At 59.7% G+C, this 26215-nt stretch carries 27 protein-coding genes; 16 read left to right on the top strand and 11 right to left on the bottom strand.

Features of this window, described 5'->3' with window-relative positions; genetic code table 11:
* Window positions 1–24: 24 nt before the first annotated feature.
* The 4 genes from Q1A74_RS06970 (at window position 25) to Q1A74_RS06955 (ending at window position 2177) form a co-directional block, all read left to right on the top strand.
* Window positions 25–600, top strand: a complete 576-nt coding sequence (locus Q1A74_RS06970) for a hypothetical protein (RefSeq protein ID WP_299594064.1) — start codon at window positions 25–27, stop codon at window positions 598–600.
* A complete protein-coding gene (locus tag Q1A74_RS06965) occupies window positions 597–902 on the top strand; it encodes a transcriptional regulator (RefSeq protein WP_299594062.1) in 306 nt (101 codons plus the stop codon). The genes Q1A74_RS06970 and Q1A74_RS06965 overlap by 4 nt, the downstream gene beginning before the upstream one ends.
* A 178-nt stretch (window positions 903–1080) precedes the next feature.
* The gene (rpmE, locus tag Q1A74_RS06960) at window positions 1081–1293 is read left to right on the top strand and encodes a 50S ribosomal protein L31 (protein ID WP_078082942.1); all 213 of its coding nucleotides are present in this window, start codon (window positions 1081–1083) and stop codon (window positions 1291–1293) included.
* Window positions 1294–1316: 23 nt separating this feature from the next.
* A complete protein-coding gene (locus Q1A74_RS06955; RefSeq protein WP_299594058.1) occupies window positions 1317–2177 on the top strand; it encodes a thermonuclease family protein in 861 nt (286 codons plus the stop codon).
* 88 nt (window positions 2178–2265) lie between these two features.
* On the opposite strand, the gene Q1A74_RS06950 is transcribed toward Q1A74_RS06955, so the two are convergent.
* Together Q1A74_RS06950 and Q1A74_RS06945 are read right to left on the bottom strand one after the other, a co-directional pair.
* Window positions 2266–4017, bottom strand: a complete 1752-nt coding sequence (locus Q1A74_RS06950) for an alkaline phosphatase PhoX (protein WP_299594056.1) — start codon at window positions 4015–4017, stop codon at window positions 2266–2268.
* Between the two features lie 171 nt (window positions 4018–4188).
* Window positions 4189–5844: a hypothetical protein gene (locus tag Q1A74_RS06945; RefSeq protein ID WP_299594054.1), complete on the bottom strand. Its 1656-nt coding sequence runs from the start codon at window positions 5842–5844 to the stop codon at window positions 4189–4191.
* A 497-nt stretch (window positions 5845–6341) separates the two neighbouring features.
* Between Q1A74_RS06945 and Q1A74_RS06940 the strand changes: the two genes are divergently transcribed.
* The 8 genes from Q1A74_RS06940 (at window position 6342) to rsd (ending at window position 12990) form a co-directional block, all read left to right on the top strand.
* Window positions 6342–7595, top strand: coding sequence for a malic enzyme-like NAD(P)-binding protein (locus Q1A74_RS06940; protein WP_299594052.1), 1254 nt, complete (start codon window positions 6342–6344; stop codon window positions 7593–7595).
* 261 nt (window positions 7596–7856) lie between these two features.
* Window positions 7857–8339 carry a hypothetical protein gene (locus Q1A74_RS06935; protein WP_299594050.1) on the top strand — a complete coding sequence of 161 codons (483 nt, stop codon included), beginning with the start codon at window positions 7857–7859 and terminating at the stop codon, window positions 8337–8339.
* A gap of 132 nt (window positions 8340–8471) precedes the next feature.
* The gene (gene gshA / locus Q1A74_RS06930) at window positions 8472–10061 is read left to right on the top strand and encodes a glutamate--cysteine ligase (protein WP_299594048.1); all 1590 of its coding nucleotides are present in this window, start codon (window positions 8472–8474) and stop codon (window positions 10059–10061) included.
* A 63-nt stretch (window positions 10062–10124) separates the two neighbouring features.
* Entirely contained in the window at window positions 10125–10733 is a 609-nt protein-coding gene (locus Q1A74_RS06925) for an ACP phosphodiesterase (protein WP_299594046.1), read from the top strand.
* Between the two features lie 5 nt (window positions 10734–10738).
* The gene (locus Q1A74_RS06920; RefSeq protein WP_299594044.1) at window positions 10739–11239 is read left to right on the top strand and encodes a disulfide bond formation protein B; all 501 of its coding nucleotides are present in this window, start codon (window positions 10739–10741) and stop codon (window positions 11237–11239) included.
* A gap of 9 nt (window positions 11240–11248) precedes the next feature.
* A complete protein-coding gene (locus Q1A74_RS06915) occupies window positions 11249–11647 on the top strand; it encodes a CidA/LrgA family protein (RefSeq protein WP_299594042.1) in 399 nt (132 codons plus the stop codon).
* Complete coding sequence (locus Q1A74_RS06910; protein ID WP_299594040.1) at window positions 11637–12383, top strand: LrgB family protein; 747 nt, start codon at window positions 11637–11639, stop codon at window positions 12381–12383. The genes Q1A74_RS06915 and Q1A74_RS06910 overlap by 11 nt, the downstream gene beginning before the upstream one ends.
* 139 nt (window positions 12384–12522) lie before the next feature.
* Entirely contained in the window at window positions 12523–12990 is a 468-nt protein-coding gene (gene rsd / locus Q1A74_RS06905; RefSeq protein WP_299594038.1) for a sigma D regulator, read from the top strand.
* 97 nt (window positions 12991–13087) lie between these two features.
* Here the strand turns inward: rsd and Q1A74_RS06900 are convergent, their stop codons facing one another.
* Window positions 13088–13885, bottom strand: a complete 798-nt coding sequence (locus Q1A74_RS06900; protein WP_299594036.1) for an FKBP-type peptidyl-prolyl cis-trans isomerase — start codon at window positions 13883–13885, stop codon at window positions 13088–13090.
* Between the two features lie 489 nt (window positions 13886–14374).
* On the opposite strand from Q1A74_RS06900, the gene Q1A74_RS06895 reads away from it, so the two are divergent.
* A complete protein-coding gene (locus Q1A74_RS06895) occupies window positions 14375–15400 on the top strand; it encodes a histidine kinase (protein ID WP_299594034.1) in 1026 nt (341 codons plus the stop codon).
* Between the two features lie 8 nt (window positions 15401–15408).
* On the opposite strand, the gene Q1A74_RS06890 is transcribed toward Q1A74_RS06895, so the two are convergent.
* The gene (locus Q1A74_RS06890) at window positions 15409–15978 is read right to left on the bottom strand and encodes a TIGR02444 family protein (RefSeq protein ID WP_299594032.1); all 570 of its coding nucleotides are present in this window, start codon (window positions 15976–15978) and stop codon (window positions 15409–15411) included.
* Between the two features lie 69 nt (window positions 15979–16047).
* On the opposite strand from Q1A74_RS06890, the gene Q1A74_RS06885 reads away from it, so the two are divergent.
* Window positions 16048–17964 (top strand): ABC-F family ATP-binding cassette domain-containing protein, encoded by a 1917-nt coding sequence (locus Q1A74_RS06885; RefSeq protein WP_299594030.1) that lies wholly within the window; start codon window positions 16048–16050, stop codon window positions 17962–17964.
* Between the two features lie 73 nt (window positions 17965–18037).
* On the opposite strand, the gene Q1A74_RS06880 is transcribed toward Q1A74_RS06885, so the two are convergent.
* From Q1A74_RS06880 to ftsY, 7 genes are all read right to left on the bottom strand, one after another.
* The gene (locus tag Q1A74_RS06880) at window positions 18038–18862 is read right to left on the bottom strand and encodes an outer membrane beta-barrel protein (protein WP_299594027.1); all 825 of its coding nucleotides are present in this window, start codon (window positions 18860–18862) and stop codon (window positions 18038–18040) included.
* A 185-nt stretch (window positions 18863–19047) separates the two neighbouring features.
* Window positions 19048–19785: a tRNA (guanosine(46)-N7)-methyltransferase TrmB gene (gene trmB, locus Q1A74_RS06875; protein ID WP_299594025.1), complete on the bottom strand. Its 738-nt coding sequence runs from the start codon at window positions 19783–19785 to the stop codon at window positions 19048–19050.
* 208 nt (window positions 19786–19993) lie between these two features.
* On the bottom strand, window positions 19994–20371 hold the full coding sequence (locus Q1A74_RS06870) for a DUF423 domain-containing protein (protein WP_299594023.1): 378 nt from the start codon (window positions 20369–20371) through the stop codon (window positions 19994–19996).
* A 255-nt stretch (window positions 20372–20626) separates the two neighbouring features.
* Entirely contained in the window at window positions 20627–21481 is an 855-nt protein-coding gene (rpoH, locus tag Q1A74_RS06865) for an RNA polymerase sigma factor RpoH (protein WP_299594022.1), read from the bottom strand.
* Between the two features lie 287 nt (window positions 21482–21768).
* Window positions 21769–22782 carry a permease-like cell division protein FtsX gene (gene ftsX, locus Q1A74_RS06860; RefSeq protein WP_299594020.1) on the bottom strand — a complete coding sequence of 338 codons (1014 nt, stop codon included), beginning with the start codon at window positions 22780–22782 and terminating at the stop codon, window positions 21769–21771.
* Window positions 22766–23449: a cell division ATP-binding protein FtsE gene (gene ftsE, locus Q1A74_RS06855; RefSeq protein WP_299594018.1), complete on the bottom strand. Its 684-nt coding sequence runs from the start codon at window positions 23447–23449 to the stop codon at window positions 22766–22768. The genes ftsX and ftsE overlap by 17 nt, the downstream gene beginning before the upstream one ends.
* Window positions 23450–23565: 116 nt before the next feature.
* A complete protein-coding gene (gene ftsY / locus Q1A74_RS06850; RefSeq protein WP_299594016.1) occupies window positions 23566–24837 on the bottom strand; it encodes a signal recognition particle-docking protein FtsY in 1272 nt (423 codons plus the stop codon).
* Window positions 24838–24987: 150 nt separating this feature from the next.
* On the opposite strand from ftsY, the gene rsmD reads away from it, so the two are divergent.
* Together rsmD and coaD are read left to right on the top strand one after the other, a co-directional pair.
* Window positions 24988–25593 (top strand): 16S rRNA (guanine(966)-N(2))-methyltransferase RsmD, encoded by a 606-nt coding sequence (gene rsmD, locus Q1A74_RS06845; RefSeq protein WP_299594014.1) that lies wholly within the window; start codon window positions 24988–24990, stop codon window positions 25591–25593.
* 141 nt (window positions 25594–25734) lie between these two features.
* Window positions 25735–26214: a pantetheine-phosphate adenylyltransferase gene (gene coaD, locus Q1A74_RS06840; protein ID WP_299594013.1), complete on the top strand. Its 480-nt coding sequence runs from the start codon at window positions 25735–25737 to the stop codon at window positions 26212–26214.
* Window position 26215: the final 1 nt, after the last annotated feature.

Raw genomic sequence — 26215 nt, 5'->3', positions numbered from 1 at the left:
TGTATCCACAAGGGAATCGTGACCATGACCGACGTCAATAAATTGCAGAGTGACCTGGACTATATCAGCAGCGCGGTGCGCGCCGACGCGACCGAGGGCGGGATTCCCGCACTCTACTACCTATGGGCGCTGTTGATCGCCGTGGGCTTCAGCCTGCCGGACTTCGCCCCGCAGCTGGCCGGCATCTACTGGTTGTTCGCCGGTATCGGCGGGGGGCTGTTCAGCTGGTGGCTGGGTGCGCGCCAGAGCCGGCGCGCCGGGGTAAACAATCCGCAACTTGCACAGCGGTACGGACTGCACTGGTGCCTGGTAGGTGCCGCCTTTCTGCTGTGTTTCCTGCCGCTGATGCTGGGGCGCGTGTCACCGGAAATGGGCGGGGCCAATTTTCTGCTGGTGACCGGCATCGCTTACGGTCTCGCCGGGGTGCACCTGGAGCGGCCGCTGTTGTGGTGCGGCATTCTGATGCTGCTCGCCTACGGTGTTCTCGTGGTGCTACTGCCGCCGTATACCTGGACCATCACCGGCATCACCGTGAGTATCGCCCTGTGCTGGGCGGGCTTCAGCCGCCGCGCCGCAATCAAGGCGGGCGGTGATCAATGAAAGCGCTGATATCTCTCGACCCGCTGCTGGAGCACCGGATCCGCCTGGGGACCTGTGTACTGCTGGCCAAACACGGAGAGGTGACCTTTGCGCGGCTCAAGGAGCAGCTACAGGCCACCGACGGCAACCTGGGGGCGCAACTGCGTAAACTGGAGGATCGGGGCTATATTCAATCCCGCAAGGATTTCGTGGAGCGCAAACCGACCACCTGGTACCAACTTACCCCCGCCGGTCGCTCGGCACTGGACGGTCATATGTCCGCGCTGCAGACACTGATCGACGCCAGTGCCGCCGGGGGCTGAACCACCGGTGAGTAAATGCGGTGTGCTGCGCTGCCGGCAGCCGCATTAGCGCTTGAATCGGCGGGCTATTCTGATAGTATGCGCCGACTTTTTAAACAGCCCGGGGAGAAGTCCCCTGTACCAAAGACGATCCCGTGCTCAGCAAGTGACTGGGTGGCGGTATCGAAAAGAGGCCATCATGAAGACCGATATCCACCCGAATTACAGCGAAATCACCGCGACCTGCTCCTGTGGCAACTCCTACAAAATGGGTTCCACTCTGGGCAAGGACATCCAGCTGGACGTGTGCGCCAACTGCCACCCTTTCTACACTGGCAAGCAGCGCGAAGCGAGCACCGGTGGCCGCGTAGACCGCTTCAAGAAGCGTTTCGGCAGCCGCATCTCCAAGTAAGTACCCGCGAACGGCACGCCGGGATGGCTTTTGTATTTCCCGCCGTGACCAGCGCAATGCTTACCAGAAAGACGCCCAGGGATCCCCTCGGCGTCTTTTTTTGTGCCTGCCTGTTACTACTCAGCCTGTTTTCACCCGCACCCGCGCTCGCCGACTGCGTGCTGGGAGAGGCGGATGAGCTGGTGGCCCTCAAGAAAGTGGTGGACGGGGACACCCTGCGCCTCAAAGACGGACGCCGGATACGCCTGATCGGGGTGAATACCCCGGAGCTGGCCCACGGGCAACGCCGGGCACAACCTCTGGCGGAAGAGGCACGGGAGTTTGTGCAACGCTTTCTGAGCGGCGGCGACCTGGAACTGGTGTACGACCGCGACCGCCGCGACAACCATGGCCGCGTACTGGCCCACGTGTACAACCACCGCGGCGACAGCCTGGAATCCGCGCTGCTCTCCGCAGGCCTGGCATTTCATATCGCGGTGGCACCAAACCTCGCCCTCGCCGAATGCCTGTCCAGCCGCGAAGAAGAAGCCCGCGAGCAGCAGCGAGGGGTGTGGGCGCCGGGCGTCTGGCCGGTAATGCCGGCAGAACATATACGCAAGGGGGACGGTGGCTTTGTATTGCTGAGTGGGATCATTGAGAAGATACATCCCGAAAAGATACGCCCCAATCGCACTATCTGGCTGGATCTGGACGGCCCGGTGGCGCTGCGTATCAACCCGAAAGCCATCCCCCGTTACGAACACGTCAAGAACTGGCGCGGCGACAAGGTGCTGGTGCGCGGCTGGCTGGTGGACCGGGGGGAGAAATACGTGAAGAAAAATCCCGGGCACAAACGCTGGTTTATGACCGTGGACTCGATGCAGACGCTGGAGTTTGTGCGCTAGAAGAAAACACCGGGCCCGCACGGTTTTGCGGCGGACCCGGCGGCGCGATGTATTCGCGCCATTAGCCCTCTGGGCTTCCACTCATGGCTTATTCGCCCTTCGGGTTGTACACCCACATGGCGTTGTTGACGTGATTGCCCGAGTCTTCGCCGATCAGTACACGGCCATCGTCCAGCACTTCGATGTTGTCTGGGCTGGAAATGGCATCCACCGGACAGCGGTTTTCAGCACCGGCATCATAGGTACCGCCGACAACCACCGGCTCCATGCGGATTACGTCGTAATCTGGCTGCAACCCAAATCGGTACACTACGCCGCACTTGTTGGCATCGACCTGAATATCCCCTTCATCATCGGACATGGCGTAATCGACAGAAGCCATTGCCACATACATGTACGGGATGCTGCCATCGGCTGCGCCATGCTGGTTGATGTTGATACCTTCCATTTTGTTGAATTCCACCGTCGCACCCATGGCCTCTGCAGCGCGCAGGGATTCCAGGAATCCAACACGGCTGTCGGCGGCAGTGCCGGCAGCGTAGGCTTCGATTTCCGCATCGGAAATGTAACTGGTTTCCCCTTCCACGTAGTCGCTGCGGTCAATACCGTCGTACTCGGAAATCCAGCTTTCCAGCTCATCGTTGCTGGCGTGGCCCAGTTCAATCCAGCTGATGTCAAAACCGGCCTTGGCAGGATCGCGGGTTGCATCCTGCACCACTTTTGCCGCGTACAGGGTACCCGCACCCAGGTCACCGGCGGTATCGGCAACGAATTTGAAGAAACCTTTGCTGCCACCGTCGTCGGTCAGGTAAACGGTTTTTCGGTCCGGCATAACGATGGGGTTTTCATGCGCCATGCGGCCCAGGGTAAAGAGTTTTACCGGCACCGGCGCGTCCGACTTGGGCTCCGTGATCTCGACGATATGGCCGTAGCGATACGGGTTGGGATAGTCGCCACCGAGGTAGTCCGTGAGCAGGTCGATATCTGCATTGTTCGGGTAGCCGCTGGAATAATTGGGATCATTCCAGTGTGCCGTGTTTTCCGCCTCGTAATTTTCTTCTGCGGTCAGCGGAGTACCCCAGGGGGAGACGCTGCCAAAGCAGTTGATCAGGGTGCCCTGGACCGCAGAAAAGTCCACATCGGAAGCGCCTGTGACATTCCAGCTGCCATCTTCCTGGCGCTGCAAATGCAGGCGGTTCACTGCGCCCGGACGATCTTCCCAGGCCACGTACAGCAAACCTTCACTGCCGTCAGCGCTGGTGGGAATAAAGGCGTTGAAATCCGGGTTCTGAGACTGCTTCAGTGACATGGACTGGTCGCCTTTGACGATGGCGCCAAAACCAAACGGCAGCGCACCGCCAAACGTATCGCCACTGCGGCCGAGAACCTGGTAGCTTCCGGTAGCAACTTGCACTACCTGAGCTTCCGGCGAGTCGGACGCCGGCACCGCAACCGGCTCCAGATGCGGATCCAGGTTGTCGATATCCAGACCGGTCCAGGCACCGACCGCGGCATCATTCCAGCCGTCCGGCAGGGTGTCAGAGGGGTGCTGGACGTTGAAAAATAATTCACCATTATCGGTTTTAAAGATGCCGGTCACTTCAGCGCCCAAGGATATTGTCGCGATGCGGGTCAGCGCGGGTGCGGCGGTCAGATCTTCACCGTCGGCACCGTCCTGGCCATCCGCTCCGTTAACGCCATCGACACCGTTGACACCATCAACGCCGTCGGTACCGCTCAATCCATTTGACCCATCATCCGCGCAACCGCCCAGCAACAGCGCGCCGAGCACTGCGATGGCGAGCGCATTTTTTCTAAAAATTGAACCCTTGTTTTCCATGGTCTTGCCCCCGTGAAATGCATAAGTAAAAGCGCGAGCAAAATTGCTGACGCTATCACCAATGATCCACACCGGGTGTTAAGGAACGACGATCGTTCCATGACGATTAGAGTGAAACTTTGTTGCTAAATATTTAACGGCAATGAAATTAGTTCCCACTCGCACGGGGTGTTACTGTTTTTCAGTCCAGTCGAGACGCATATCCCAGCCGAACAAACGGTGCTCCGCCTGTAGCGGTGGCGTTGAATCTTCGATCTTGCTGTGCACATTCTGCGCCGGCAACCAACTGGCGTCGCGGCCCTGTACATAACTCTGATGTCGGACAATATGGCTGTAGGCTTTATTCATGGCGAGCGCGCGTTCGCGGGACGGTGTAATCAACTGGTACACATCGGCCGCCAGCACTGCCTCTTCGTTCACCGTGCCATCGGTGTTGTACCAGCGCGCGAGCATTTCCGGGTTCTCACGGAATTCACTACCGCCACCCGCACGTTTCAGATACTGGAGAATTTCACCTTCGTCCTGATCAAGACTCGGGGCGTCCTGCATACCGCGCAGGTTAATATATCCCCAGCCTTCCGGGCCGGTGACCTTGCGCGCGAATGAGAAGGTCTGATCAATGGTGGTACCGATGGCCGCGTGGCAGCCCATGCAGAACAGCATTTCCTCGCGGTTCTGCGGCCGGAGTTCGCCGTCGTAGTCTTCGATAAACCCGGTAAGCAACCAGCCCATACCATTTTCACGGCCTTTATCACCGTGATCGATATAGTAGGGCAGCTCCCCCAACACCTTTTCCTTGCGCTCGGTGCGGTAGCGGTTGTCCAGATCCGACTCGGTCAACTCGCGGATCTTTTTCATGTAGCGCACTTCTTTCATGCGCGCGGGAACACCGATATTGCCCGCATCATCCACCCCCACATAACGCACGGAGTGAATAAACTCGGTGCCTTTGGGAAATTGCTGACCCACCACCGCCACGTTACTCGCATCGCCAAAGTAGTGGCTTTGAGCCGCCATCCAGTTGGCTGCGCCAGCCAGCTGACCATCGCCATCGAGATCGCGATTCACCACGCGCTCGTCCGTGCTTGGGATGCGGACGCCATCCAGTTGTTTGATCGTGAGCTCGGCCAGCGCCAGGTTGAGTTGGTAGACCCTGCGCGAAGTTTCACCATCGCGCTGCTGGAATTCGCCTGGCAGACGAATGGCCACATCGTCGGTATTGCCATTGGTCGGCCAAAAGGTGCTCGGCAGGGGTTTATAGTTGAACGCCACCCAACCGCTGCCGTCGCGGGCGAAGCCTTCCTCATCAAACGCCGCAGCGGCCTGATCGAAATCCGTCAGGTCCGGAATAAAACCTTGCCACCCCTGGGCCTCCAGCCGCGCGGGCAGTCTGCTGTAATTGTCCTGATTGATGTAACGGATGATTGCCGCATCACTCACCTTATCCAGCCATTCCGTGCGGTCCACAAACAGGTTGGCCCAGTGGTTTTCCAGCCCTTCTTCGGAGAACAGATAGGTGCCCTGGATACCGCCGTCGTCCAGCATGTTCATGCGCGGCCGCTGCGGATCGCGTTCATACAGCTGGTGACACACGTAACAGGGGTTATGGCGGCCCTCGGTTTTGGTGTAACACATGGGTGGCACCGGCGCTTCCGGGTTGGCCTCGTGTGTGCCGAGAGCGGGAAGGCGCTGGTCCGTCGCAACCGCCGGCAAGAGAGCCGCTGCATCGAGATCGCCAGTGATTACCGCCTCATCTGGCTGGCAGCCACACAGCACCAGGCAACAGAAGCTCCAGCAAAGGCGGCGGGAAAGTAGGGAGAGCAACATGCTTGTTCACAACCATCATGGAGAAATTTGACGTCCATGACCCTAGCGTCAGGCTGTGACAAAAGAATGAAGGTATTTATTTGGTCAGAACTTTCCGCTCTCGTCCTCTCTGCTCAAACGCTCAAACGCTCAAACGCTCAAACGCTCAAACGCTCAAACGTGAAGATTTTGGATTCTGGCCACGGGAAACGGCCTATTGGCAAGTTGCGCAAAAGTGGAGAATGGCTATCTTCCGGGCCGGCAAACCGCAATTTCATCCTAATCTTGTAGAAAAACTACATAATAAAATGCGACGATAAGTTATTTTTACAGCCTTATTAGTATAAATCTTTCGCTCAGTTTAATTTTTGAGCTTGTGAACTTGCAGTCGTCTCGGTTATTCTCCGCGCCTCGGGTAAGGGACATTCGTCCCCCACAATAAAATCAAAATATCCGCAGTAACCTGCCGCCAACCGCAGAATGTTGGGGGCACTCCAAACCCAAGAGATGACATCCTGATGACCGACTCACTGCGCCAGGCAGCGCTCGATTACCATGCCTTGCCGACACCGGGCAAACTTTCGGTGGAACTCACTACCCCTGCACAAACCCAGGAAGACCTGTCCCTGGCCTACAGTCCGGGGGTGGCAGAACCGGTGCGCGAGATCGCCAAAGACCCGGAAGCGGCCTACCTGTATACGGGCAAGGGCAATCTGGTGGCGGTGATTTCCAACGGCAGCGCCATTCTCGGCCTCGGCAACCTGGGCCCACTGGCCTCCAAACCAGTTATGGAAGGTAAATCACTGCTATTCAAGCGTTTCGCCGACATCAACTCGGTGGATATCGAAGTGGACTGCCCGAGCCCGGAGCGCTTTATCGAGACGGTCGCGGCCATCGCCAACACCTTCGGCGGTATCAACCTGGAAGACATCAAGGCGCCGGAGTGCTTCCATATCGAGGAAACCCTGGTGGAGCGCTGCTCGGTACCGGTGTTCCACGACGACCAGCACGGCACCGCCATCGTTACCGTGGCCGGCATGCTCAATGCGCTGGAGATCCAGGGGAAACAGATTGAAGACGTGCGCATCGTGTGCCTCGGCGCCGGCGCTGCCGCCACCGCCTGCTGTAAATTGCTGCTGGCCGCCGGAGCCAAGAAAGACCAGATCACCATGCTCGACAGCCGCGGCGTAATCCACTCCGGGCGCAGCGATATCAATGCCTATAAAGGCGAGTGGGCGCGCGACACCGAAATGCGCACCCTCGACGATGCCATCGAAGGCGCCGATGTATTCCTCGGCGTATCCGGCCCGGACCTGCTGTCCGCCGAGCAGCTGGCACACATGGCGGAAAAACCCGTGGTTTTCGCCTGTTCCAACCCGAATCCGGAAATCTCCCCAGAGCTGGCCCACGCCACCCGCGACGACCTGATTATGGCCACCGGCCGCTCGGACTACCCGAACCAGGTCAACAACGTGTTGTGCTTCCCGTTCATTTTCCGCGGTGCGCTGGATGTACGCGCCACGCGCATCAATGAGGACATGAAGCTCGCGGCCATCGAGGCGATTCGCAAGATTGCGCGCGAGCCGGTGCCGGAGGAAGTGCGCGCGGGCTACGGCGGTATCGAGCTGAGCTTCGGTGCCGACTACATCCTGCCCAAACCCACCGACCCGCGCCTGCTGCCAGAAGTGGCGGCGGCCGTGGCCCGCGCCGCGGTAGACAGTGGCTCCGCCCGGTTGCCGTATCCGGCGCATTATCCGCTGAAGACCCTGTAACAACGGCGGGATAGAACACCAAACCTCTCGGCGAAGGCGCCGAGACCGGGTACCGCCTTGCCAGACCTTCAAAAACAGGATGTTTTTGCAGAGCCCCCAGGGATGGGTTCCGGGGGGCGCCTAGCGCGTGTCTCGCAAGGTTGTACCCGGTCTCGGTGCCGCCACAGACTTCAATGAAAATCCGCAATCCCCCCCAATCCTTGAGCCTCCTCCCAGCCACCGCTAAACTGCCCCCATGTCTGAGCAACGATGTCCCTGCCCATGAGTCACGTCTACGTGCTGACCAACCAGCACCAGCAGTTTTTGAGCAAAAGCAACGAGTGGATTGATGGCCGCGAGAACAACAAGCTGTTCCGCACCGAACACAAAGATGTCGCCATCAACCAGATGTTCGAAGCCAACACCCGCAACGTCAGCCTGCGTATTGAGCTGCTCGAATGCCCGCTCGACACCAAAAAGCATCCCCAGGTCCCCGACGACGCCCTGAGCGACGAACCTCTGCTTGCCGCCGACGCCACCGCAGAGGAAGCAGCCAGTGCCGGTGATCCCGACGAGCTGCCACAGCCAGGTCCCAGCGAGACCCCACCGGAACACAACCCCGAAGTGGATCCTGCGCCGGCACCGGAAGTAGAGCCGCAACCGCAGCCCGAGGTAAACCCGGATCAGTATCCCGGCCACTCTCCAGAAGTGCCGCCGGAGATTCAGCCGGATCAGCCCCCCGAGTCCGCAATCGAGCAACCCTGACCCGCTACGGTCGCATTCACCACTTGAGTTGCCAGCACGCGCCCCCATTTAGGCCGGACTGACTTTAAGCAGAGCGTCCTCCATGGCGCATCCGGCCAACCAGCCTACCCCGGCTGCTCACAGGAGATTCCCTTGTCGACGTTCAATCTGGCCGAGCTGGCCCAGCCGGAAGCTTTAACGCTGCTGAAGGGCATCCGCCGCGGCATTGAAAAGGAAGGCCTGCGGGTCTCCCCCGAAGGAGAGCTGGCACAAACCGAACACCCCAAAGGCCTCGGCTCCGCACTCACCCACGACTACATCACCACCGACTTCGCCGAAGCCCTGCTGGAATTTATCACTCCGCCGCTGGCCACACCGGAGCAGGCGCTGGAACAGCTCGATCATATCCACCGCTACACCTACAGCCAGATCGGCGACGAGCGGCTGTGGGTGAACAGCATGCCCGGGCGCATCGGCCGCGACGAAGATATCCCGGTGGCCCGCTACGGCGACTCCCACAGCGGCACCATGAAGAGTATCTACCGCCTCGGCCTGGGCGTGCGCTATGGCCGCGCCATGCAGACCATCGCCGGTATCCACTACAACTTCTCGCTGCCGGACAGCTTCTGGCAGTGGCTGCAGCAGAAAGAGGGCAGCGACGAAGCCCTGAAAGACTTCAAAACCCGTCGTTACTTCGACCTGATCCGCAATTTCCGTCGCCACTACTGGCTGCTGATTTACCTGTTCGGTGCCGCCCCCGCCGTGTGTGGCACTTTCGTGCAGGACCGCGAGCACAAACTGCAGCCTTTTGACGGCGACGGCCGCAGCCTCTACTCCCCGCAGGCCACCTCCCTGCGGATGGGCGACCTGGGCTACACCAGCGACGCACAGAAATCCCTGATCGTCTGTTACAACGACCTACCCAGCTACCTGTCCACCCTGTGCGCGGCCATCAGCCGCCCCTACCCGGAATACCAAGAACTGGGTGTGAAGGACCAGAACGGCGAATACCAGCAACTTTCCGCCGGCCTGCTGCAGATCGAAAACGAGTTCTACTCCCCGATCCGCCCCAAAAACCCCGCCGGCATGGGCGAAACCGCCCTCTCCGCACTCGACGCCCGCGGAGTGGAATACATCGAAGTCCGCTGCCTGGACCTGAACCCCTTCGTCCCGCTGGGTATAGAAGCCCCGCAGATGCGCTTCCTCGACGCCTTCCTGCTGCACTGCCTGTTGAGCGACAGCCCCATGACCGACGACGCCGACTACCGCGCGATTCAGGAAAACCAGTCACGCATCGTCTATCAGGGCCGCGACCCGGAGGTGCAACTGGTTCACAACGGCGGCGAGCGCAAACTCACCGACTGGGCCGGCGAACTCCTCGACCAGATCAACCCCATGGCCGAACTGCTCGACACCGCCTGGGACAGCCGCGACTACCAGCGCGCCGTCAGCGTCCAGCGCGACAAGATCGACGGCAAGGTGCCAACACCTGCCGCGCAGATGCTCGCGGAAATGCACGAGCACAAACAGACCTTCTTCCAGTGGGCACAGTCCAAAGCAGAGCAACACCGCCAGTACTTCCTCGAGCGTCCGCTGGACGCCGCGGACCAGGCGGAATTCGAGCGGCTTGCGAAAGAATCGCTGCAAAAGCAGAAAGAAGTGGAAGCCGCGGACAGTGGTAGCTTCGAAGATTTTCTCGGCCAGTATTACGCCCAGTACACCTTCTGTCAGAAAGGGCATTAAAGCCAAAGCGCAGGCGGCGCTACCACCAAAACCTGAAAAAAACCCCAAGCCACGGACCCGAGCATGAACTACCTCGCCCACCTGCTACTCTCGGGCCCCGACCCGGACTGGCAACTGGGCGGCCTGCTCGGTGACTTCGTCAAAGGGCCACTCAAAGGCGAGCGCCCAGAACCGATCGAAGACGGCATGCGCCTGCACCGGCGCATCGACCTGCTCAGCGATCAACACCCCGCCTACCTCAGCGCCCTCAAACGCCTCGGCCCCCAGTGGCGCAGGCTGGGCGGCATCGCCCTCGATATCTGGTTCGACCACCTGCTCGCCAACGACTGGCACAACTGGCACCCGCAAACCCTCGAAACCTTTACCGACCACTGCTGGTCCAACTTTCGCACGCGCCAGCAATGGATACCGGAAAACGCCCAGGCATTTATTCAAAGAGCCGAGCAATTTAAACTGCTGCCCGGCTACCGCCGCGTAGACATTATCCAGCGCACCCTCGAACGGGTCGGGCTACGTCTGCGACGCCCGCAGCCCCTGGCAGACGTACTGCCCCTGCTGCGCGCCGACCAGAAAGCGCTGGAACACGACTTTCAAATATTATTCAGCGACCTGACCCAACAGGCGGAACAATTCCGCCTGGGAACAGAGCAACGGAAACCATCCGGACAATAAACGTTATGACACTGCCGACACCCCGCACCACCTTCCTACTGATGTTTCTCGCCGTCATCCTCGTGCTCGGTGTCGCCTTCTACATGGAATACATCATGGGGTTGGAGCCCTGCCCCCTGTGTATCACCCAGCGGGTCATGTTCCTCGGCGTCGGCCTCGTATCTCTCATCGCCTTCCTGCACAACCCCACCGGCGCCACCCAGATTGGCCGCCGCATCTACGGTCTGCTGGTGTCCCTGTTCGCCATCGGCGGCCTCTACTTCGCCGGCCGCCAGCTGTGGCTGCAGAGCCTGCCGGAAGACCAGGTGCCCGCGTGCGGCCCCGGTATCACCTACATGGTGGATGTGTTCCCCATGGCCGAAGTCATCAAAACCCTGCTCACCGGCGACGGCAACTGCGCCGAAGTGCAGTGGACCCTGCTCGGTCTCTCCATTGCCGGCTGGGCCGCCCTGGTGTTTATCGGGCTGATCATGTTCGGCGTCTGGCAGGCGTTCCGCAAACACTGATCCGCCCCCATGGCGCAGCTAAAAAAACTCCCGCGCTGGCTGCTTGGGGCCGGCCTGCTGGTGGCCTTTGACCTTACCGGCCGCACTCTTACCAGCGCTCTTTCCCTGCCGGTACCCGGCCCGGTGCTGGGCATGCTGCTCCTGCTGCTGGCACTGATGCTGTACGGTCGCGTTCCGCGAGGGCTGGCAGAAGTCGCCGAGCAACTGCTGCGCTACCTCGTGCTGATTCTATTGCCCGCCACTGTGGGCATTTATTTTCTGCGGGACCTCGCCATCAATGACTGGATCGCCCTGGCTGTCGCCATGGTGGTCGGCACCCTGATCAGCTTCACCCTCACCGCACTGCTGCTGAACCACCTGATCCGCCGCCGCAGCAACCCACAGGGGGAAGACACCAATGTGGAGTGAGTGGCAAACGTGGCTAAGCCAGCTGCAACAGGCGGCCAGTGATTTCACCGCGCCACTGTCGGCGGCGCACCCGCTGATTATTCTTCCCCTGAACATTCTGGGGTTCTGGGTAGCACTAAAAATTTACCGCCGCCTCGGCAGCCCATTGCTGCACCCGGTGGTGGGCGGCAGCCTGCTGGTATTTGCCGGCCTGTGGTTGCTGAATGTGGATTTCACCGGCTACCAGCGAGGCAGCGGCTTGCTGTACCTGCTGCTCGGCCCTGCGGTGGTTGCCCTCGCCATTCCCCTCAAACAGAACCTGACCATGATCCGCAAAGTGGGCTGGCCACTGATACTGGGGCTGCTGCTGGGTGCCGTGCTGGCGCCGCTGGTGGCGGTGGTGATTGCCTTGCTGCTAGGTGGCAGCAAAACCGTACTTGTGGCGCTCACCACCAAGTCTGTCACCACCCCGGTGGCACTGGCGTTGGCACAGGAGATGCACGGCATTCAGAGTCTCGCCGCCGGTGTCGTGGCTTTTACCGGTATCGTCGGTGCCGTGTGCGGGCCGGGTCTGCTGCGCCGGCTGAACATCACCGACGAGCGGGTAGTGGGCTTCTCCCTCGGCATCAACGCCCATGCCATCGGCACCGTGCGCGCGCTGGAAATCAGCGCCCTGTGCGGCGCATTCTCGGCGCTGGCCATGGGGCTGTGCGGTGCCCTTACCGCGCTGGTATTGCCATTGCTCGTGACCAGCTGAGCCCTTTTCGTCAGCATTTTCCGTGAGAGCGGACAGGTGTCGCTTTATGGCGTTTTTTACGGTGTCTTCCTTGCCCGCGGCGGCAGAAGCTTCTACATTCCTAAGAGCCGTTGAAGAAGTTACAAAAGGAAACTTGGAGATGTTGGAAAACTGTAAAAATGCGCAGGAACGCTGGGGCGGCGTCAGCCAGATCATCGATCGCTGGCTGCACTCCCGTCAGGCGCTCCTGGTGAGCTTTTGCCAGCTCTCGGAAAAGAAGGTGATCGCCGATAGCGACAAAGAAGCCGAGACCAGCGTGCGCCTCCTGTGCCAGCAGCTGGTGGACTATGTGTCTGCCGGACACTTTGAAGTATACGACCAGCTCATCCAGGAAGGTCAGGCGTTCGGCGATACCGAAGGCCTGCAGCAGGCCAAATCCCTGTACCGAGAGATTGACGGCACTACCGATGTGGCCGTGGACTTTAATGACAAGTATCTGGAGACCGATGACCTGGGCTCCCTGCAAAAAGATCTTTCAGAACTCGGCGTGGCTCTGGAAACCCGCTTCGCGGCGGAGGATCGCATGATCGATACGCTGCACACCGCGCATAAAAATCAGCTGGCCTGACTGGGCCACGCTCACATTCGCCCAAGTGGCAAATGTGCGATAACACATAAAAAGAAAGGGGCCAGAGGCCCCTTTCTTTTTTGCAGATCTGACCACCTTATTCGGTAGCATCCTCTTCGATCACTTCTTCCACGGCTTCTTCTTCCGCAGCGCCTTCGTTGTTGCTGACGTCCGCCTTGTGCAGTTCCACTTCAAAGATCAATGTGGAGTTGGGGCCAATCAGACCGCCAGCGCCGCCCGGACCATAGGCCAGATCAGAGGGGATATACAGTTCCCACTTGCCGCCTTCTTTCATCAGCTGCAGGGCTTCAGTCCAGCCCTTGATCACGCCGTTTACCGGGAACTGAACCGGCTTGCCATTTTTGTAAGAGCTGTCGAACTCGGTACCGTCGATCAGTGTGCCCTTATAGTCCACTTCTACCACGCTGGTTTCGGTCGGGCTGGCACCGGTGCCTTCAGTGATCACTTTGTACTGGAGGCCGGAATCGGTAGTCTGAACGCCTTCTTTTTTGGCATTCTCTTCCAGGAATTTTTTACCTTCTTCCAGGTTCTTGCCGGCGGAAGCCTTGAATTCCTCTTCCTGCTTGGCCATCAGCTCTTTCTGCTTGGCCTGCATGCTCTCCTGGAAAACCTTGATCACTTCCTGCTTTTCTTCTTCGCTCAAACGCGACTCGCGACCGCTGGCTACATCGCTCAGCGCCATAGCGACAATGTTCGGGTCCAGAGCCACTTCCTGGCTTTTGAGGCGATTGGCCATATCTTCGGCGATGATATAGCTGACCTTCTGCTCCTGGGACTCGAGCTTGACGTCGGCGGAACCAGCGGGCTCCTGTTTGTTACAGCCAGCCAGTGCAATACCCAGTGCAACCGCAGCGGCCAAAGAAGTTTTGTTCATGAGAATCGTCTCTTTATTTCCGTGAAGTATTTATTCGTATGAGAGGGTTCCACCCTTCTCCGCTGTTGTACACCCGAATCCCCACGCACTTTGTGCGACAGATCACAGTACCGCGGGTGCGGCCAGCGACAGGCAAGTCTAACCCATGCGGGTTGGCGCTGCACACTGCCCGCTAAGACTACTTCCGATGCTGGTGGTTTCATTTTCCTGTAACTTTTTCAGCCCTGTGCACGTCCTTTAGCGCCGGGAGTAAATTTCAATTTGGCAGATACGATATGAAGAATAGAGGCCGGGGATCGAAACACTGGTAAAAAACCATTGAATCCCGGCGTGCACGGGATGCACTAAGTAAATAACAGCGCTATTATCAGCGTTCTACCCCGATATTTTTTTCTCCTGCAGAGAGGTGATTCTGCACTACACAGGGAGAGCCTCGGGGCACCGTTCGAACCGACACTCACAACCGTTTCAATTGCAGGATCTCTACTCATGGCCGCCAAACGCAAAGCCGCTGTATCCATTGCCGATCTCGAAAAACAGATCGCCAAGATCACCACCCAACTGGACAAGGCTCGGGCCAAGGACGCGGCAGATGCCGAAAAAGCCCTGAAAAAAGCCACCACCGACGCGAACAAAGCCCAGGTACAGGTAAAGAAAGCCAAAGCCAAACTGGCCACCGCACGCACTGCGGCGGGGAAGGCGAAAACCCCTGCGGCCAAAGCGTCTTCCAAGAAAAAGGTCGATGCAGCCAAAGCGGCAGTTACCAAGGTAGAGAAGGTCGCCAAAGACGCCGCCAAAACCCTGAGTGAATCCAAAGCTGCTTCTGCGGCCAGCAAGCTGGCTGAGAAGACCGCGAAATCCATCAAGAAAGCCGGTGCAGCAGCCGCGAAAAAAGTGCAGGCCGCCACCAAATCGAAAAAGAAAACAGCTGCCAAAAAAGTAACGACGGCAAAAAAACCTGCGGCGAAAAAGGCCACCACCAAGGCCACCACCGTCAAACCAGCAGCGAAAGCGGCCAAGAAGGCTACCGCGAAGAAGGCCGCACCCAAGAAAAGCACTGCAGCCAAAAAAGCGCCGGCCAAGAAAGCAGCGGCAGAAAAGACCGTTACCAAAAAGGCAGCCGTGAAGAAAACGGCTACCAAGAAAGCAGCGCCCAAGAAAAGTGCAGCGAAGAAAACACCAGCAAAGAAAGCAGACGCGCCAAAAACCAACGGCAGCAAGCCGGCGGCGCAGCCTGTGAAGCAGGCTGCAAAAGAAGCGCAGCCGAAACCTCAGGCCGAGAAAAAGCCGCAGGAAAAGCCCACCGCTCCGGCAACCGTCGCCGCCGCACCCGTAGAATCACCGGCACCGGTGATGGGGAAAACCTCAGAGCCGAAGCCGCTGGTACCCGAATCCAGCCCGGCCGCGGTGACCCCGGCAGCGCCGACCATCACCCCCACCACGCCGGCCAACAGCCTGTTTTCTACTGAAGAAAACCCGCACTACGGCCCGGATGAGCACAAACACAAACACTGATTAGGGAATCAGGAGGTCGCACTTCCTCCCGGTGAACGCCCTTCGGGGAGCTCACCGGCCACAGCCCTCAGGGAATCTTCCCCACAGGTGCTGTAGGCATCGATCAGGCCCGCCCAGCGGGCCTGTTCTTTTTGCAGCAGGCCATACTGCTGCCCTGCCAGTTCCAGCGGCGAGCGGGTTTCCGGCCAGCTCTCACCGTTGAGCTTCCACAAGGCTGCCAGCTGCCGCTGCTCCATGCGCAATTCGCAGCGCTTGCACCATTCGTATACCCCGGTGTTCTTCTTCACCCGCCCCACCAGCCGGCGCAGGTTGCGCACACTGCTGATCATGCGGCGGCGCGGTGCCAGGCCGCGATCGGCCACCCGCCAGCTCTCCTCACTAAGCTGACGCCCGCAGGCGCTGGTATAGCTGGCCCACAACAACAGGCAGACATCCGCACCGCGGACGTCCTGACACTGCAGCAGGAAATCGGCGACCTGAGGCTGTCGATAAAACGCCAGGCTGAAATCCCACAGAGGGTTCTGTAGCGGAGTTTGCGCTGGAGAGTGCGACGATGATGGAGGTGCGGTTTCTGTCACGTTAGAATCCCGGCGGTTTGTTATAGCCGATAGCCTAGTCAAAATCGGGCGAATTCAAAGAGGTTTCTATTGATTAATCTGCAAGGCGTGTCGCTGCAGGTGGGCGGACGGGATCTGCTCAACGACGCCAGCTGCCGAATTTTCCCCGGTCACAAGGTGGGCGTCATCGGCGCCAATGGCTGCGGCAAGTCGACTCTGTTCAAAATGTTGCTGAAACAACAGGACAGCGACGCGGGCACTATTGATGTGCCGGCTGGCTGGGAAGTGGCGCACATGGCCCAGGAGGTCTCGGCCACCGACCAGAGTGCCCTGGACTACGCACTGGACGGCGACCACCGCCTGCGCGACCTGCAGAGTGCGCTGGAGGCCGCCGAAGCCGACGGCAGCGATGGCAAGCGCATCGCCGAGCTGCACGAGCAGATGGCGGCGATCGACGGCTACAGCGGCCCGGCGCGGGCAGCACAGCTGCTGGACGGACTGGGCTTTTCCCACGCCGAGCAACAGCGCCCGGTGAAGAGTTTTTCCGGTGGCTGGCGCATCCGGCTGAACCTGGCGCGGGCGCTGATGTGCCCGGCGGACCTGTTGCTGCTGGACGAACCCACCAACCACCTGGACCTGGATGCAACCCTGTGGCTTGAACAGTGGCTGCAGCGCTTTCCCGGCACGCTGATGATCATCTCCCACGACCGGGACTTTCTCGACGCGGTCGTGGACGGCATTGTCAGCTTTGAACAACAGAGCCTGGTGCTCTACAGCGGCAACTACACCGCGTTCGAGCGCGCGCGTGCCGAGCGCCTGGCGCAACAACAGGTGGAATACGAGAAACAGCAGGCCCAGCGCGCGCACATGGAAGACTTCGTGCGCCGCTTCCGCGCAAAAGCCACCAAGGCCAAGCAGGCCCAGAGCCGGCTCAAGGCACTGGACCGCATGGCGGAAATTGCTCCGGCGCATGTGGATTCCCCGTTCCGCTTCCGCCTGCCCTGTGCCGACAAGGTCTCCAACCCGCTGATCGATCTGCGCGAAGCGGAGATCGGCTACCCCGGCAAAACCATCCTGCCCAATGTGGAACTGGGCATTCAACCCGGCCGTCGCATTGGTTTACTTGGCCCCAACGGCGCCGGTAAGTCCTCCCTGATCAAAACCCTGGCGGGCGACCTGCCGCTGCTGTCCGGTGTGCGCCAGGGCGGTGAGCACCTGAAGATCGGCTACTTTGCCCAGCACCAGCTGGAGGCGCTGGATGCCAAAGCCTCACCGCTGCTGCACGTACAGCGCCTCTCACCCAATGCCAGCGAACAGGAGCTGCGGGACTTTCTCGGCGGTTATGGCTTTTTCGGCGATCGGGTATTCGAGCCGGTAGGCGGCTTTTCCGGTGGTGAGAAGGCGCGGGTCGCACTGGCGCTGCTGGCATGGCAGAAACCCAACCTGTTGCTGCTGGACGAGCCCACCAACCACCTGGACCTGGAGATGCGCCACGCACTCACCCTGGCCCTGGCGGAGTTTCCCGGCGCCATGCTGCTGGTTTCGCACGATCGCCATCTGCTGGCCAACACCACCGACGAATTCATCCTGGTGGCCGAGGGTCGCGCCGAGCCCTACGACGGTGATCTGGACGATTACAAGCAGTGGCTGCTGTCGTTCAAACGCGATGAAAAACGCCGTCAGGAACCAGATTCCGGAAGCGAACAATCCTCGGGCACGCCCCTTGAGGACAAAAAGGCCCAGCGCCGCGCGGCGGCTGCCCTGCGCGAACAGCTGAAACCGCTGACCAACAAACTGAAAAGCGTCGAACAAAAGATGGCGAAAGCGGAGAAAGCGCTGGCGACACTGGAAACCCAACTGGCGGATGAGGACCTTTATGCCGGCGGTCAGCAGGAGGAGATTACGCGACTGACCGTGGCCCAGGGCGAAGCGCGGGAGACTCTGGACGAGCTGGAAATGGAGTGGTTGGAGGTTTCCGAACAGCTGGAAGAGGCGCGGGGCGCCTAGCAGACCTGTACCCCGGAGTTTAATCGGTAGACGCGCTGCGCTTCGCCCAATCTGCGCCGCTTCGCGCAACTCGTTATTTGGCGAAGTCGGCGGGGTTGTACGGCTCGCGGGGGCAGCCGTCTTCGTTCACCGCCATGCCCAGGGGCGTTCCCGGGCACTGGTCGAGATAGTCGGGCACGCCGTCGCCATCACTGTCGATCGGGCAGCCGCGCATATCGACATCGATGCCCGGCGGTGTCTGCGGGCACTGATCCAGATCGCTGTAAATGCCGTCGCCATCCCAATCCCGCGGCGCCACCTCATCCTGCCACTGATAACCGATGGCAATACTCAGGAAGCTGTCCAGGCCACCTTCCTCGATACCCTGAAAGCCCCGCACATCCCCCCGTACCTGCCAGCGTGGCGCCAGTTCGTATTTGATACCGGCACCGAAATTGACCATGGTCTGACGCTGATGCCAGCTGTCCGGGTAAACATACGACTCTTCATCCACCCTCAGCTCGCCGGCACCGATGACCAGGTAGGGCTGCCACGTGTAGTTGTAACAGAAACGGCCAGCGAACTGGTAGAGCAGGTCGAGGTGGTAATTTTGTACGTCGACGTCTTCGCTGGAGTTTTTCAGGTTGACGCTGAAGTAGTCGTACACACCTTCTATTGCCCAGCGATCGGTGACGTTGTAACCAAAGCCGATACCACCGCCGGCGCTGTCTTCGAGCTCATAGCCGATGTAGGGCGAGCCAGACAGTCGCTCTTCATCAAACCAGTACTGGCCACCGTTGAGGTAGAGGGTGAGGGTACCTTCCGCGTCGGCCAGAGTCTCAGCACTGAGCAGTAAGAGGCTGCTGCAGAGCAGGGCGCTATACAGGTGTTTGCGGGCAGGGGCTGGGCTTGTTGTCATTGTTGCTCCGGAGCATCCGTTTACCGGGGGTAGTCTGAAGATAGCACAGTAGGTCGGGTGGCTTTTTCAGCGTTGCGGCAATGCCAGCACCGGGTAGAGGTCTGTGACACACGCTGTTAATCCATCCATGGCAGTGAATGTCTCAGAAACCGTTACCCGGCGCCGGCATATTAGCGTCGAATCATTTATTTCTTGCGGTACAGCAGATCCCACACACCGTGCCCAAGGCGCTCACCGCGCCGTTCGAATTTGGTCTGCGGGCGAAACTCCGGGCGCGGGGCGTAGTTACCCTTACCGGCGGTGTTTTCCAGCAGGTCTTCCGCTTCGAGTACTTCGAGCATCTGTTCAGCGTAATTTTCCCAGTCGGTGGCCATGTGCATCAGGCCGCCGGGTTTTAATTTTGTGCACAGCAGTTTTACAAACTCCGGCTGCACTATGCGGCGCTTGTTGTGCTTTTTTTTGTGCCAGGGGTCGGGGAAATACAGCTGGAAGCGGTCGAGGCTTCCGTCGGGAATACAGTCATTGAGCACGTCGATGGCGTCGGCCATGTAGACACGCAGATTTTTGACTTCTTCCTTGCCGGCGTTGTTGATCAGGCGGCCGACACCGGGCGGGTGGACTTCGATGCCGATAAAGTCTTTGTCGGTTTCGGCTTTGGTCATTTCCAGCAGGGAGTCGCCCATGCCGAATCCGATTTCCAGTACCACCGGTGCTTCGCGGCCGAAAATTGTTTTCGGGTCGATGGCGCCGTCGTACAGGGACAAACCAAACGGGCCCCAGTAATTATCGAACGCCTTGCGCTGGCCCTCGGTCATACGCCCGCCGCGAATCACGTAGCTGCGGATGGATTTCTTTTTGAATTCGGTGCGGTAGGGGAAGTCTTCTTCCTCGTTACCTTGTTCGTTGCTGGGTTCTTCTTGCATTCTTTACCTCTGAGCTTCGTAGCTTTTTTGGGTGCTCCGTAGCTGGTGGTGGGGCGGCCCAGCACCGGGTGGGAGTTTTCAGAACCGCTGTAGACCCATCCCTGGGCGCTGCGGCGCAAACATCCTGTTTGCGACGCTTCTGAAAACTCCCACCCGGCGCTCGGCCTTCAATTCATATTTCTGTGTTCTTACCGCCTTTGGTTGGCGGTTATTTTCCGTAATTCAGGGCGGCGATAAACAGTGCTATCCAGCCGCCGATCAGCAGGGTGCCACCCAGCGGGGTGATGGGACCCAGGATTCTGGGGCCACCGAAGGTCAGGCCGTAGAGGCTGCCAGAGAAAAACAGGATGCCGATGGCAAACAGGGCACCACTTACAATCAGCGAGGTTTTTGCGCCGATCTGATGAATCAGCACAGCCACGGCGATCAGTGCCAGGGCGTGAATCATCTGGTAGTGAACACCAGTTTTATAGGCTTCCAGCAAGTTTTCCGCGACTTTGTCGCGCAAGCCATGGGCGCCAAAGGCACCGAGAACCACTCCGGTACCGCCAATAAATGCAGCAAGTAACAAATACAATTTAGCCATCGTTATTCCTTTCGTTCTGGCTTACGAAGTAATTCAGTTCAATGCGAAGGGGGAGCATCGGGGGCGGGTTTTCAGAAGCGTCAGCGACAGGGACGTCGCTGCCGCAGCGCCCATGGATGGGTACACAGCGGTTCTGAAAACCCGCCCCCGGTGTTCCCCCACCACCGGACCAGTTTCAAAGCAAAAACCACCGAACCACATACGAAAAAACCGCGCCAGTAGCGCGGTTCTTGAGTCCGGTCGGCGAGAAGGCTGTCAGGCCTCCATTGCCACCCGGACTTTTTTCATGGCGTTCTTTTCAAGCTGGCGAATTCGCTCCGCAGAAACACCGTATTTGTCGGCCAGTTCGTGCAGCGTGGACTTGCTCTCGCTCAACCAGCGCGCCTCGATAATATCGCGGCTGCGGTCGTCCAGCTGTTCCATCGCCATGGTCAGGTTATTAACGCTGGTTTCCTGCCAGTTATCGTTTTCCAGCATGGTAGCCGGATCGTAACGGCGGTCTTCCAGGTAATGCGCCGGGGCCTGCCACGCGGAATCTTCGTCGTCGTCCACACCGGCATCGAACGCCGCATCGTGGGCCGACAAACGGCCTTCCATATCGTGCACATGCTGCACATCCACATTCAGCTCGGCAGCCACGCGTTTCGCTTCCGCGCTGGTCAGCCAGGCCAGCTTCTTCTTCTGGCCGCGCAGGTTGAAGAACAACTTGCGCTGCGCCTTGGTGGTGGCGATCTTAACGATGCGCCAGTTGCGCAGGATGAATTCGTGAATCTCCGCCTTGATCCAGTGCACCGCAAACGACACCAGGCGAACACCCTTCTCAGGGTTGAAACGCTTCACCGCCTTCATCAGGCCCACGTTACCTTCCTGAATCAGGTCACCCTGGTTCAGACCGTAGCCGGAGTAGGATTTGGCGATATGCACCACAAAGCGCAGGTGAGACATGACCAGATGACGGGCCGCCTCAAGATTTTCGTGATAGTAGAGATCTTCCGCGAGCTTCTTTTCTTCCTCGGCGGAGAGTACCTCAAAGCCGCTTACCGTCTGGATATAGGCGTTCAGGTTGGCGCCCGGCGACAGTGTATGGATCGGCTGTAAACTGGTTCCCATTCAGGATTCTCCTCGTAACTCTTCGTTGCCCCGCTTGGCACTTGCTGCTTGGACTCATTCCTACCAAGACCAGTAGTTTGCGGCGGCTTGCTCTTCCGGCCCTGAACTGTTCAGTTCTCAAGCGGCACCGGGAGACCAAAGTTGGCCACAGTGTAGCACTCGCAACGGGAAATGGAACCCCGCTCGAGATCGGCCGGCAAACCGCGCCAGCCCTTGATTTCCGGCTAATTAGAGCAGTTATCCACAGGGGAAGTTCCGGGCTTTACGAATCTTGACGGACCGCCTGGTCAACGAGGCTGAATTGCCGATATATGTCGCGCCACAGCCAGCCAGGCACCAGTCAGTCCGAGTAGAGCGGCGCCGCCCGCAAGCCCGACCAGGTAGGTAAACCCGGGCCCGTCCAGACGGAATCCGCTACCGTAGAGGTTCGCGAGCCCGCTCACTGGCCCCGCCAGCAACCAGACCCCAATACTCACCAGCAACCAGGCAATTAACCCGCCCACCAGCCCATATACCAGGCCTGTGTACAGGAAAGGGCGCCGCACAAACGCATCGGTGGCGCCGACCAGCTTCACCACCAGAATCTCATCCCGGCGGCTCTCGATATGCAGGCGAATACTGTTTACCACCACCAGCAACACCCCCAGCGCCAGCAAAAACGCCAGCCCCAGACTCATACGCCGCCCGAGCTCAGTCAGATTAGCCAACCGCTGCACCCAGGCCATATCCAGCACCACTGAGTCTGTCAGCGCACTCTCGCGCAAACGTTCCGCCAGCGCTTCCAGCGATACGCCATCCGAACTCCGCGGTCGCACCAGCAGCACCGCCGGCAGGGGATTCGCGTCCATTCCCAGCAATGCATCCCCAAGCCCCGACGATTCCTGGAACTCCGCCAGCGCCTGCTCCGGAGAAATGTAAGTCACCTCTGCCACCAGGGAATCCGCGCGCAGATCATCGGCAAACGATGTCACCGCGCTCTCTTTGGCCCGTTTGTGCAGGAACACGGAGATCTGCGGCTGTCCGTCCCAGCCGGCGACGGCCTTCTGAAAGTTAGTAAGCCCCAGCTGCAACGCCGCCGGCAGCGCCAGCGCAATGGCAATCACCAGTGCAGTCATGCCACTGGACATGGGCGAGGCGAAAAAACGCACCCAGGACTCCCGCCACATCTCGCGGTGGTGAGCCTGCCAGCTGCTGAAGCGGTCGCCAAAGCCGGTGCGCGCGGTCACCGCGCCGGTGGAGCGGGCGCGCTCGGGAGCGGGGGTGGCGGTTCTGGCTGGCGTGGACTTAATACGCTGGTTCACGGCTCGGGTATCCGTCGTAGATCAATTGGCCCTGCTGCAGGGTCAGCACCCGCTGGCGCATGCGCGCAATCAGCTCGAGATCGTGGCTCGCAATCAACACCGTGGTGCCCACCGCGTTGAACTGCCGGAACAGCCCCATGATCTCCTCCGACAGCTTCGGGTCGAGGTTGCCGGTGGGCTCATCCGCCACCAGCAGCGCCGGCTTGTTCACCACCGCGCGGGCGATGCCCACCCGCTGCTGCTCGCCGCCGGATAGCACGATCGGATTCTGCTTCTCCTTGTGCAGCAACCCCACCTTATCCAATGCCGCCCGCACCCGCCGGCCCACCTCGCGCTTGCTGCAGCCAGAGACGGAAAGGGGAAGGGCCACGTTGTCGAACACGCTGCGATCAAACAGCAACTGGTGGTTCTGGAACACAATGCCGAGATTGCGCCGATAGTAGGGAATCTGGCCATTGCGCAGCCGATTCAGGTTCTGGCCGCCAACAATGATACTGCCGCGGGTAGGGCGCTCGATGGCGGTGAGAAGTTTCAGCAGGGTGCTTTTACCAGCACCGGAATGGCCGGTGAGAAACACCATTTCCGCGCGGTCGATTTCCAGGCTGACACGCCCCAGCGCATCCTGGCCGGACTCGTAGCGTTTGTTGACGTTATCAAACTGGATCATGAGCGCATTTTTGTTGTTTTTAATTCAGCTACGGTACGCCCCCGCCGAACACGCATACCTTTGCGCGCAGGTGCTGATACCGGACTTCCCAAGCAAGGACCACAAGCCCTAAAAAATCACCCCTGGGCGCGATTAAACAGCGCCGCTACAAAGTCCTTGGCCACAAACGGCTGCAAGTCTTCGGCCTGCTCCCCAACGCCGATAAAGCGTACCGGAATCCCCAGCTTCTGCGCCAGCGCGAAAATCACCCCGCCCTTGGCCGTACCGTCGAGCTTGGTCAGCACCAGTCCGGAGACACCGGCAGAGTCCCGGAACGTCTCCGCCTGAGACAGCGCGTTCTGGCCGGTGCCCGCATCCAGCACCAGCAGCACCTCGTGGGGTGCGGAATCGTCCAGCTTGCCCATCACCCGACGCACCTTCGACAACTCCTCCATCAAATTGGACTTGTTGTGCAGGCGCCCGGCAGTGTCGGCAATCACCACGTCCACACCGCGAGACTGGGCAGACTGTATCGCATCAAAGATGACAGAGGCGCTATCGGCACCAGTGTGCTGGGCCACCACCGGCACATTGTGACGCTCGCCCCACACCTGCAGCTGCTCCACCGCCGCCGCGCGAAAAGTATCCCCGGCCGCCAGCATCACCGACTTACCTTCATTCAGGAAACGGTGCGCCAGCTTGCCGATCGTAGTGGTCTTACCCACACCGTTCACACCCACCACCAGAATCACAAATGGTTTTTTCCCCTGATCGATGGCCAGCGGTTCCTCAACCTTGTCCAGCAACCCGGCCAATTCCTCCTGCAAAGCGTTGTACAACGCCTCGCCATTGGAGAGCTCGCGGCGGGAAACCCGCTCGGTCAGGCGGTCGATAATCTCGGTAGTGGCATCCAGGCCCACATCTGCCATCAGCAGCTGGGTCTCCAGCTCCTCCATCAGATCTTCGTCGATCTCCTTGGCACCCAGGAACAGATTGCCCATGCCCTCGGCAAACTGGCTGCTGGTGCGGGACAGGCCGCGACGGATGCGCGCGAAGAAGCCCTCTTTCCTGGGCTTCTCCTGGGTAACTGGCTGGGCCTGAGTAACTGGAGGGGCGGCAGGCTCGACCTGGGTCTCGGCCGCCGGATCAAACGCCGATTCCGGCGCTTCTTCTACCGACAGCTTCTCTTCCAGCTGCGGCACCGCTTCAGGCTCAGGCTCGGAAGCCTCTTTGACCGGGTCTGTCAGCAGGTTGTCCGGAATCTCGAACTCCGGCTCCTGCTCTACCTCGGGCCCGGGCCCCGGCTCGGTCGATTCAGGGGCCGTCTCATGGCTTAAGGGGTTATCCACTCGCTCTTCGTTGGACTCCTCGGCCTCGGGCTTTTTCTTGCGCAGAAAATCGAAAATCATCGGGTGCGGATTCTTTGACTGGGGACAGTGGATGATACGCCCACCGACGGCGGCTGGCGGCCGGTGGCGGAAAGGCGCTAATCTTAGCACCGCTGGCCGTTTCACACACAGCCGTGCGCCGCCATAATTTGCCCATCGACCGGATCCCGAATGCCCAGAAACCGCAGCCCCCGGCCCAGACAAGCACCGAACAGCCGCTCAAAATCGGCCCTCACGTCGCAACTGCGCATCATCGGCGGCCGTTGGCGCGGGCGCAAAGTGGCCTTCGCGCCCATCGAGGGGCTGCGCCCCACCGGGGACCGACTGCGCGAGACCCTGTTCAACTGGCTGCAGTTTCATTTACCCGGTGCGCGCTGTCTGGACCTGTACGCGGGTTCCGGCGCGCTCGGCCTGGAAGCACTGAGCCGGGGCGCCGCAGAAGTGGACTTTGTGGAGATGGATCGCGGCGCGGCACAGACCCTGCGCCAGCAGCTGGACCTGCTGCAGGCCGAGGGCGCGCGGGTCCACAACTGTCCGGCCGAGGTCTTTCTCAGTCAGCCGGTGGAGCCCTTCGACGTGATCTTTGTCGATCCACCGTTTGCCAACGACCTGTGGCAAAGTGCACTCGCCGGGCTGATAGAGGCCGGGTGCGTCGCCAACAACACGCTGATCTACGTAGAATCCCCTCGCAGCACGCCGATTAACGCGCCCGGCGACTGGCAGCTGGAAAAGGAAAAACAGGCCGGGCAGGTGTGTATGCGGCTATTCAGGGCATGATTCAGCCAAGCCCGGACAAGATTTACCTCGTGAATTCCGAAAATTCACCTCAGATTCCCGGATTTTAAGCGGACTTTTTGAGAGCCGGGGCTAAATTGTTTAACATGCGCGTCCCTTCTGGCCGGCTAGGCGAATTGGCTTATGAAAAAAGTGGTATACCCGGGTACTTTCGACCCTATCACCAACGGTCATATGGACCTTGTTGAACGCGCCTGTCGCATGTTCGACCACGTGGTGGTCGCCGTAGCCGCCAGCACCCGCAAAAATCCGCTGTTCACCATGGATGAACGCGTAGAACTGGCCCAGCAGGAGCTGGCTCATCTGGACAATATCGAGGTCATCGGCTTCGACATCCTGCTCGCCGATCTGGTGCGCCAGCTGGACGCCCACGGCGTGGTGCGCGGCCTGCGCGCGGTATCCGACTTCGAATACGAGTTCCAGCTCGCGAATATGAACCGTCAGCTGGCGCCGCAGATGGAAAGCCTGTTCCTTACGCCGGCGGAGCACCTGTCCTATATCTCGTCTTCGCTGGTGCGCGAGATCGCCTCTCTCGGCGGCGATGTCACCAAGTTTGTCCCTCCAGGCGTACAAAAGGCGCTGCAGCAAAAGTACAACCGGTAGA

The sequence above is a fragment of the uncultured Microbulbifer sp. genome (genome assembly GCF_947504145.1).
Classification (GTDB): domain Bacteria; phylum Pseudomonadota; class Gammaproteobacteria; order Pseudomonadales; family Cellvibrionaceae; genus Microbulbifer.
This window is presented reverse-complemented; position numbering and strand designations above follow the sequence as displayed.

Bases quoted from the DNA above. Each gene is read 5' to 3' on its own strand.
- Q1A74_RS06950 (WP_299594056.1), bottom strand. From the start codon at position 4,017: ATGGAAAACAAGGGTTCAATTTTTAGAAAAAATGCGCTCGCCATCGCA.
- Q1A74_RS06935 (WP_299594050.1), top strand. From the start codon at position 7,857: ATGAGTCACGTCTACGTGCTGACCAACCAGCACCAGCAGTTTTTGAGC.
- ftsE (WP_299594018.1), bottom strand. From the start codon at position 23,449: ATGATCCAGTTTGATAACGTCAACAAACGCTACGAGTCCGGCCAGGAT.
- trmB (WP_299594025.1), bottom strand. From the start codon at position 19,785: ATGCAAGAAGAACCCAGCAACGAACAAGGTAACGAGGAAGAAGACTTC.
- Q1A74_RS06870 (WP_299594023.1), bottom strand. From the start codon at position 20,371: ATGGCTAAATTGTATTTGTTACTTGCTGCATTTATTGGCGGTACCGGA.
- Q1A74_RS06915 (WP_299594042.1), top strand. From the start codon at position 11,249: ATGGCGCAGCTAAAAAAACTCCCGCGCTGGCTGCTTGGGGCCGGCCTG.
- Q1A74_RS06965 (WP_299594062.1), top strand. From the start codon at position 597: ATGAAAGCGCTGATATCTCTCGACCCGCTGCTGGAGCACCGGATCCGC.
- Q1A74_RS06895 (WP_299594034.1), top strand. From the start codon at position 14,375: ATGGCCGCCAAACGCAAAGCCGCTGTATCCATTGCCGATCTCGAAAAA.
- Q1A74_RS06920 (WP_299594044.1), top strand. From the start codon at position 10,739: ATGACACTGCCGACACCCCGCACCACCTTCCTACTGATGTTTCTCGCC.
- coaD (WP_299594013.1), top strand. From the start codon at position 25,735: ATGAAAAAAGTGGTATACCCGGGTACTTTCGACCCTATCACCAACGGT.
- rpmE (WP_078082942.1), top strand. From the start codon at position 1,081: ATGAAGACCGATATCCACCCGAATTACAGCGAAATCACCGCGACCTGC.
- Q1A74_RS06945 (WP_299594054.1), bottom strand. From the start codon at position 5,844: ATGTTGCTCTCCCTACTTTCCCGCCGCCTTTGCTGGAGCTTCTGTTGC.
- Q1A74_RS06955 (WP_299594058.1), top strand. From the start codon at position 1,317: ATGGCTTTTGTATTTCCCGCCGTGACCAGCGCAATGCTTACCAGAAAG.
- Q1A74_RS06925 (WP_299594046.1), top strand. From the start codon at position 10,125: ATGAACTACCTCGCCCACCTGCTACTCTCGGGCCCCGACCCGGACTGG.
- rpoH (WP_299594022.1), bottom strand. From the start codon at position 21,481: ATGGGAACCAGTTTACAGCCGATCCATACACTGTCGCCGGGCGCCAAC.
- Q1A74_RS06880 (WP_299594027.1), bottom strand. From the start codon at position 18,862: ATGACAACAAGCCCAGCCCCTGCCCGCAAACACCTGTATAGCGCCCTG.
- ftsY (WP_299594016.1), bottom strand. From the start codon at position 24,837: ATGATTTTCGATTTTCTGCGCAAGAAAAAGCCCGAGGCCGAGGAGTCC.
- Q1A74_RS06970 (WP_299594064.1), top strand. From the start codon at position 25: ATGACCGACGTCAATAAATTGCAGAGTGACCTGGACTATATCAGCAGC.
- rsd (WP_299594038.1), top strand. From the start codon at position 12,523: ATGTTGGAAAACTGTAAAAATGCGCAGGAACGCTGGGGCGGCGTCAGC.
- Q1A74_RS06910 (WP_299594040.1), top strand. From the start codon at position 11,637: ATGTGGAGTGAGTGGCAAACGTGGCTAAGCCAGCTGCAACAGGCGGCC.
- Q1A74_RS06900 (WP_299594036.1), bottom strand. From the start codon at position 13,885: ATGAACAAAACTTCTTTGGCCGCTGCGGTTGCACTGGGTATTGCACTG.
- rsmD (WP_299594014.1), top strand. From the start codon at position 24,988: ATGCCCAGAAACCGCAGCCCCCGGCCCAGACAAGCACCGAACAGCCGC.
- Q1A74_RS06940 (WP_299594052.1), top strand. From the start codon at position 6,342: ATGACCGACTCACTGCGCCAGGCAGCGCTCGATTACCATGCCTTGCCG.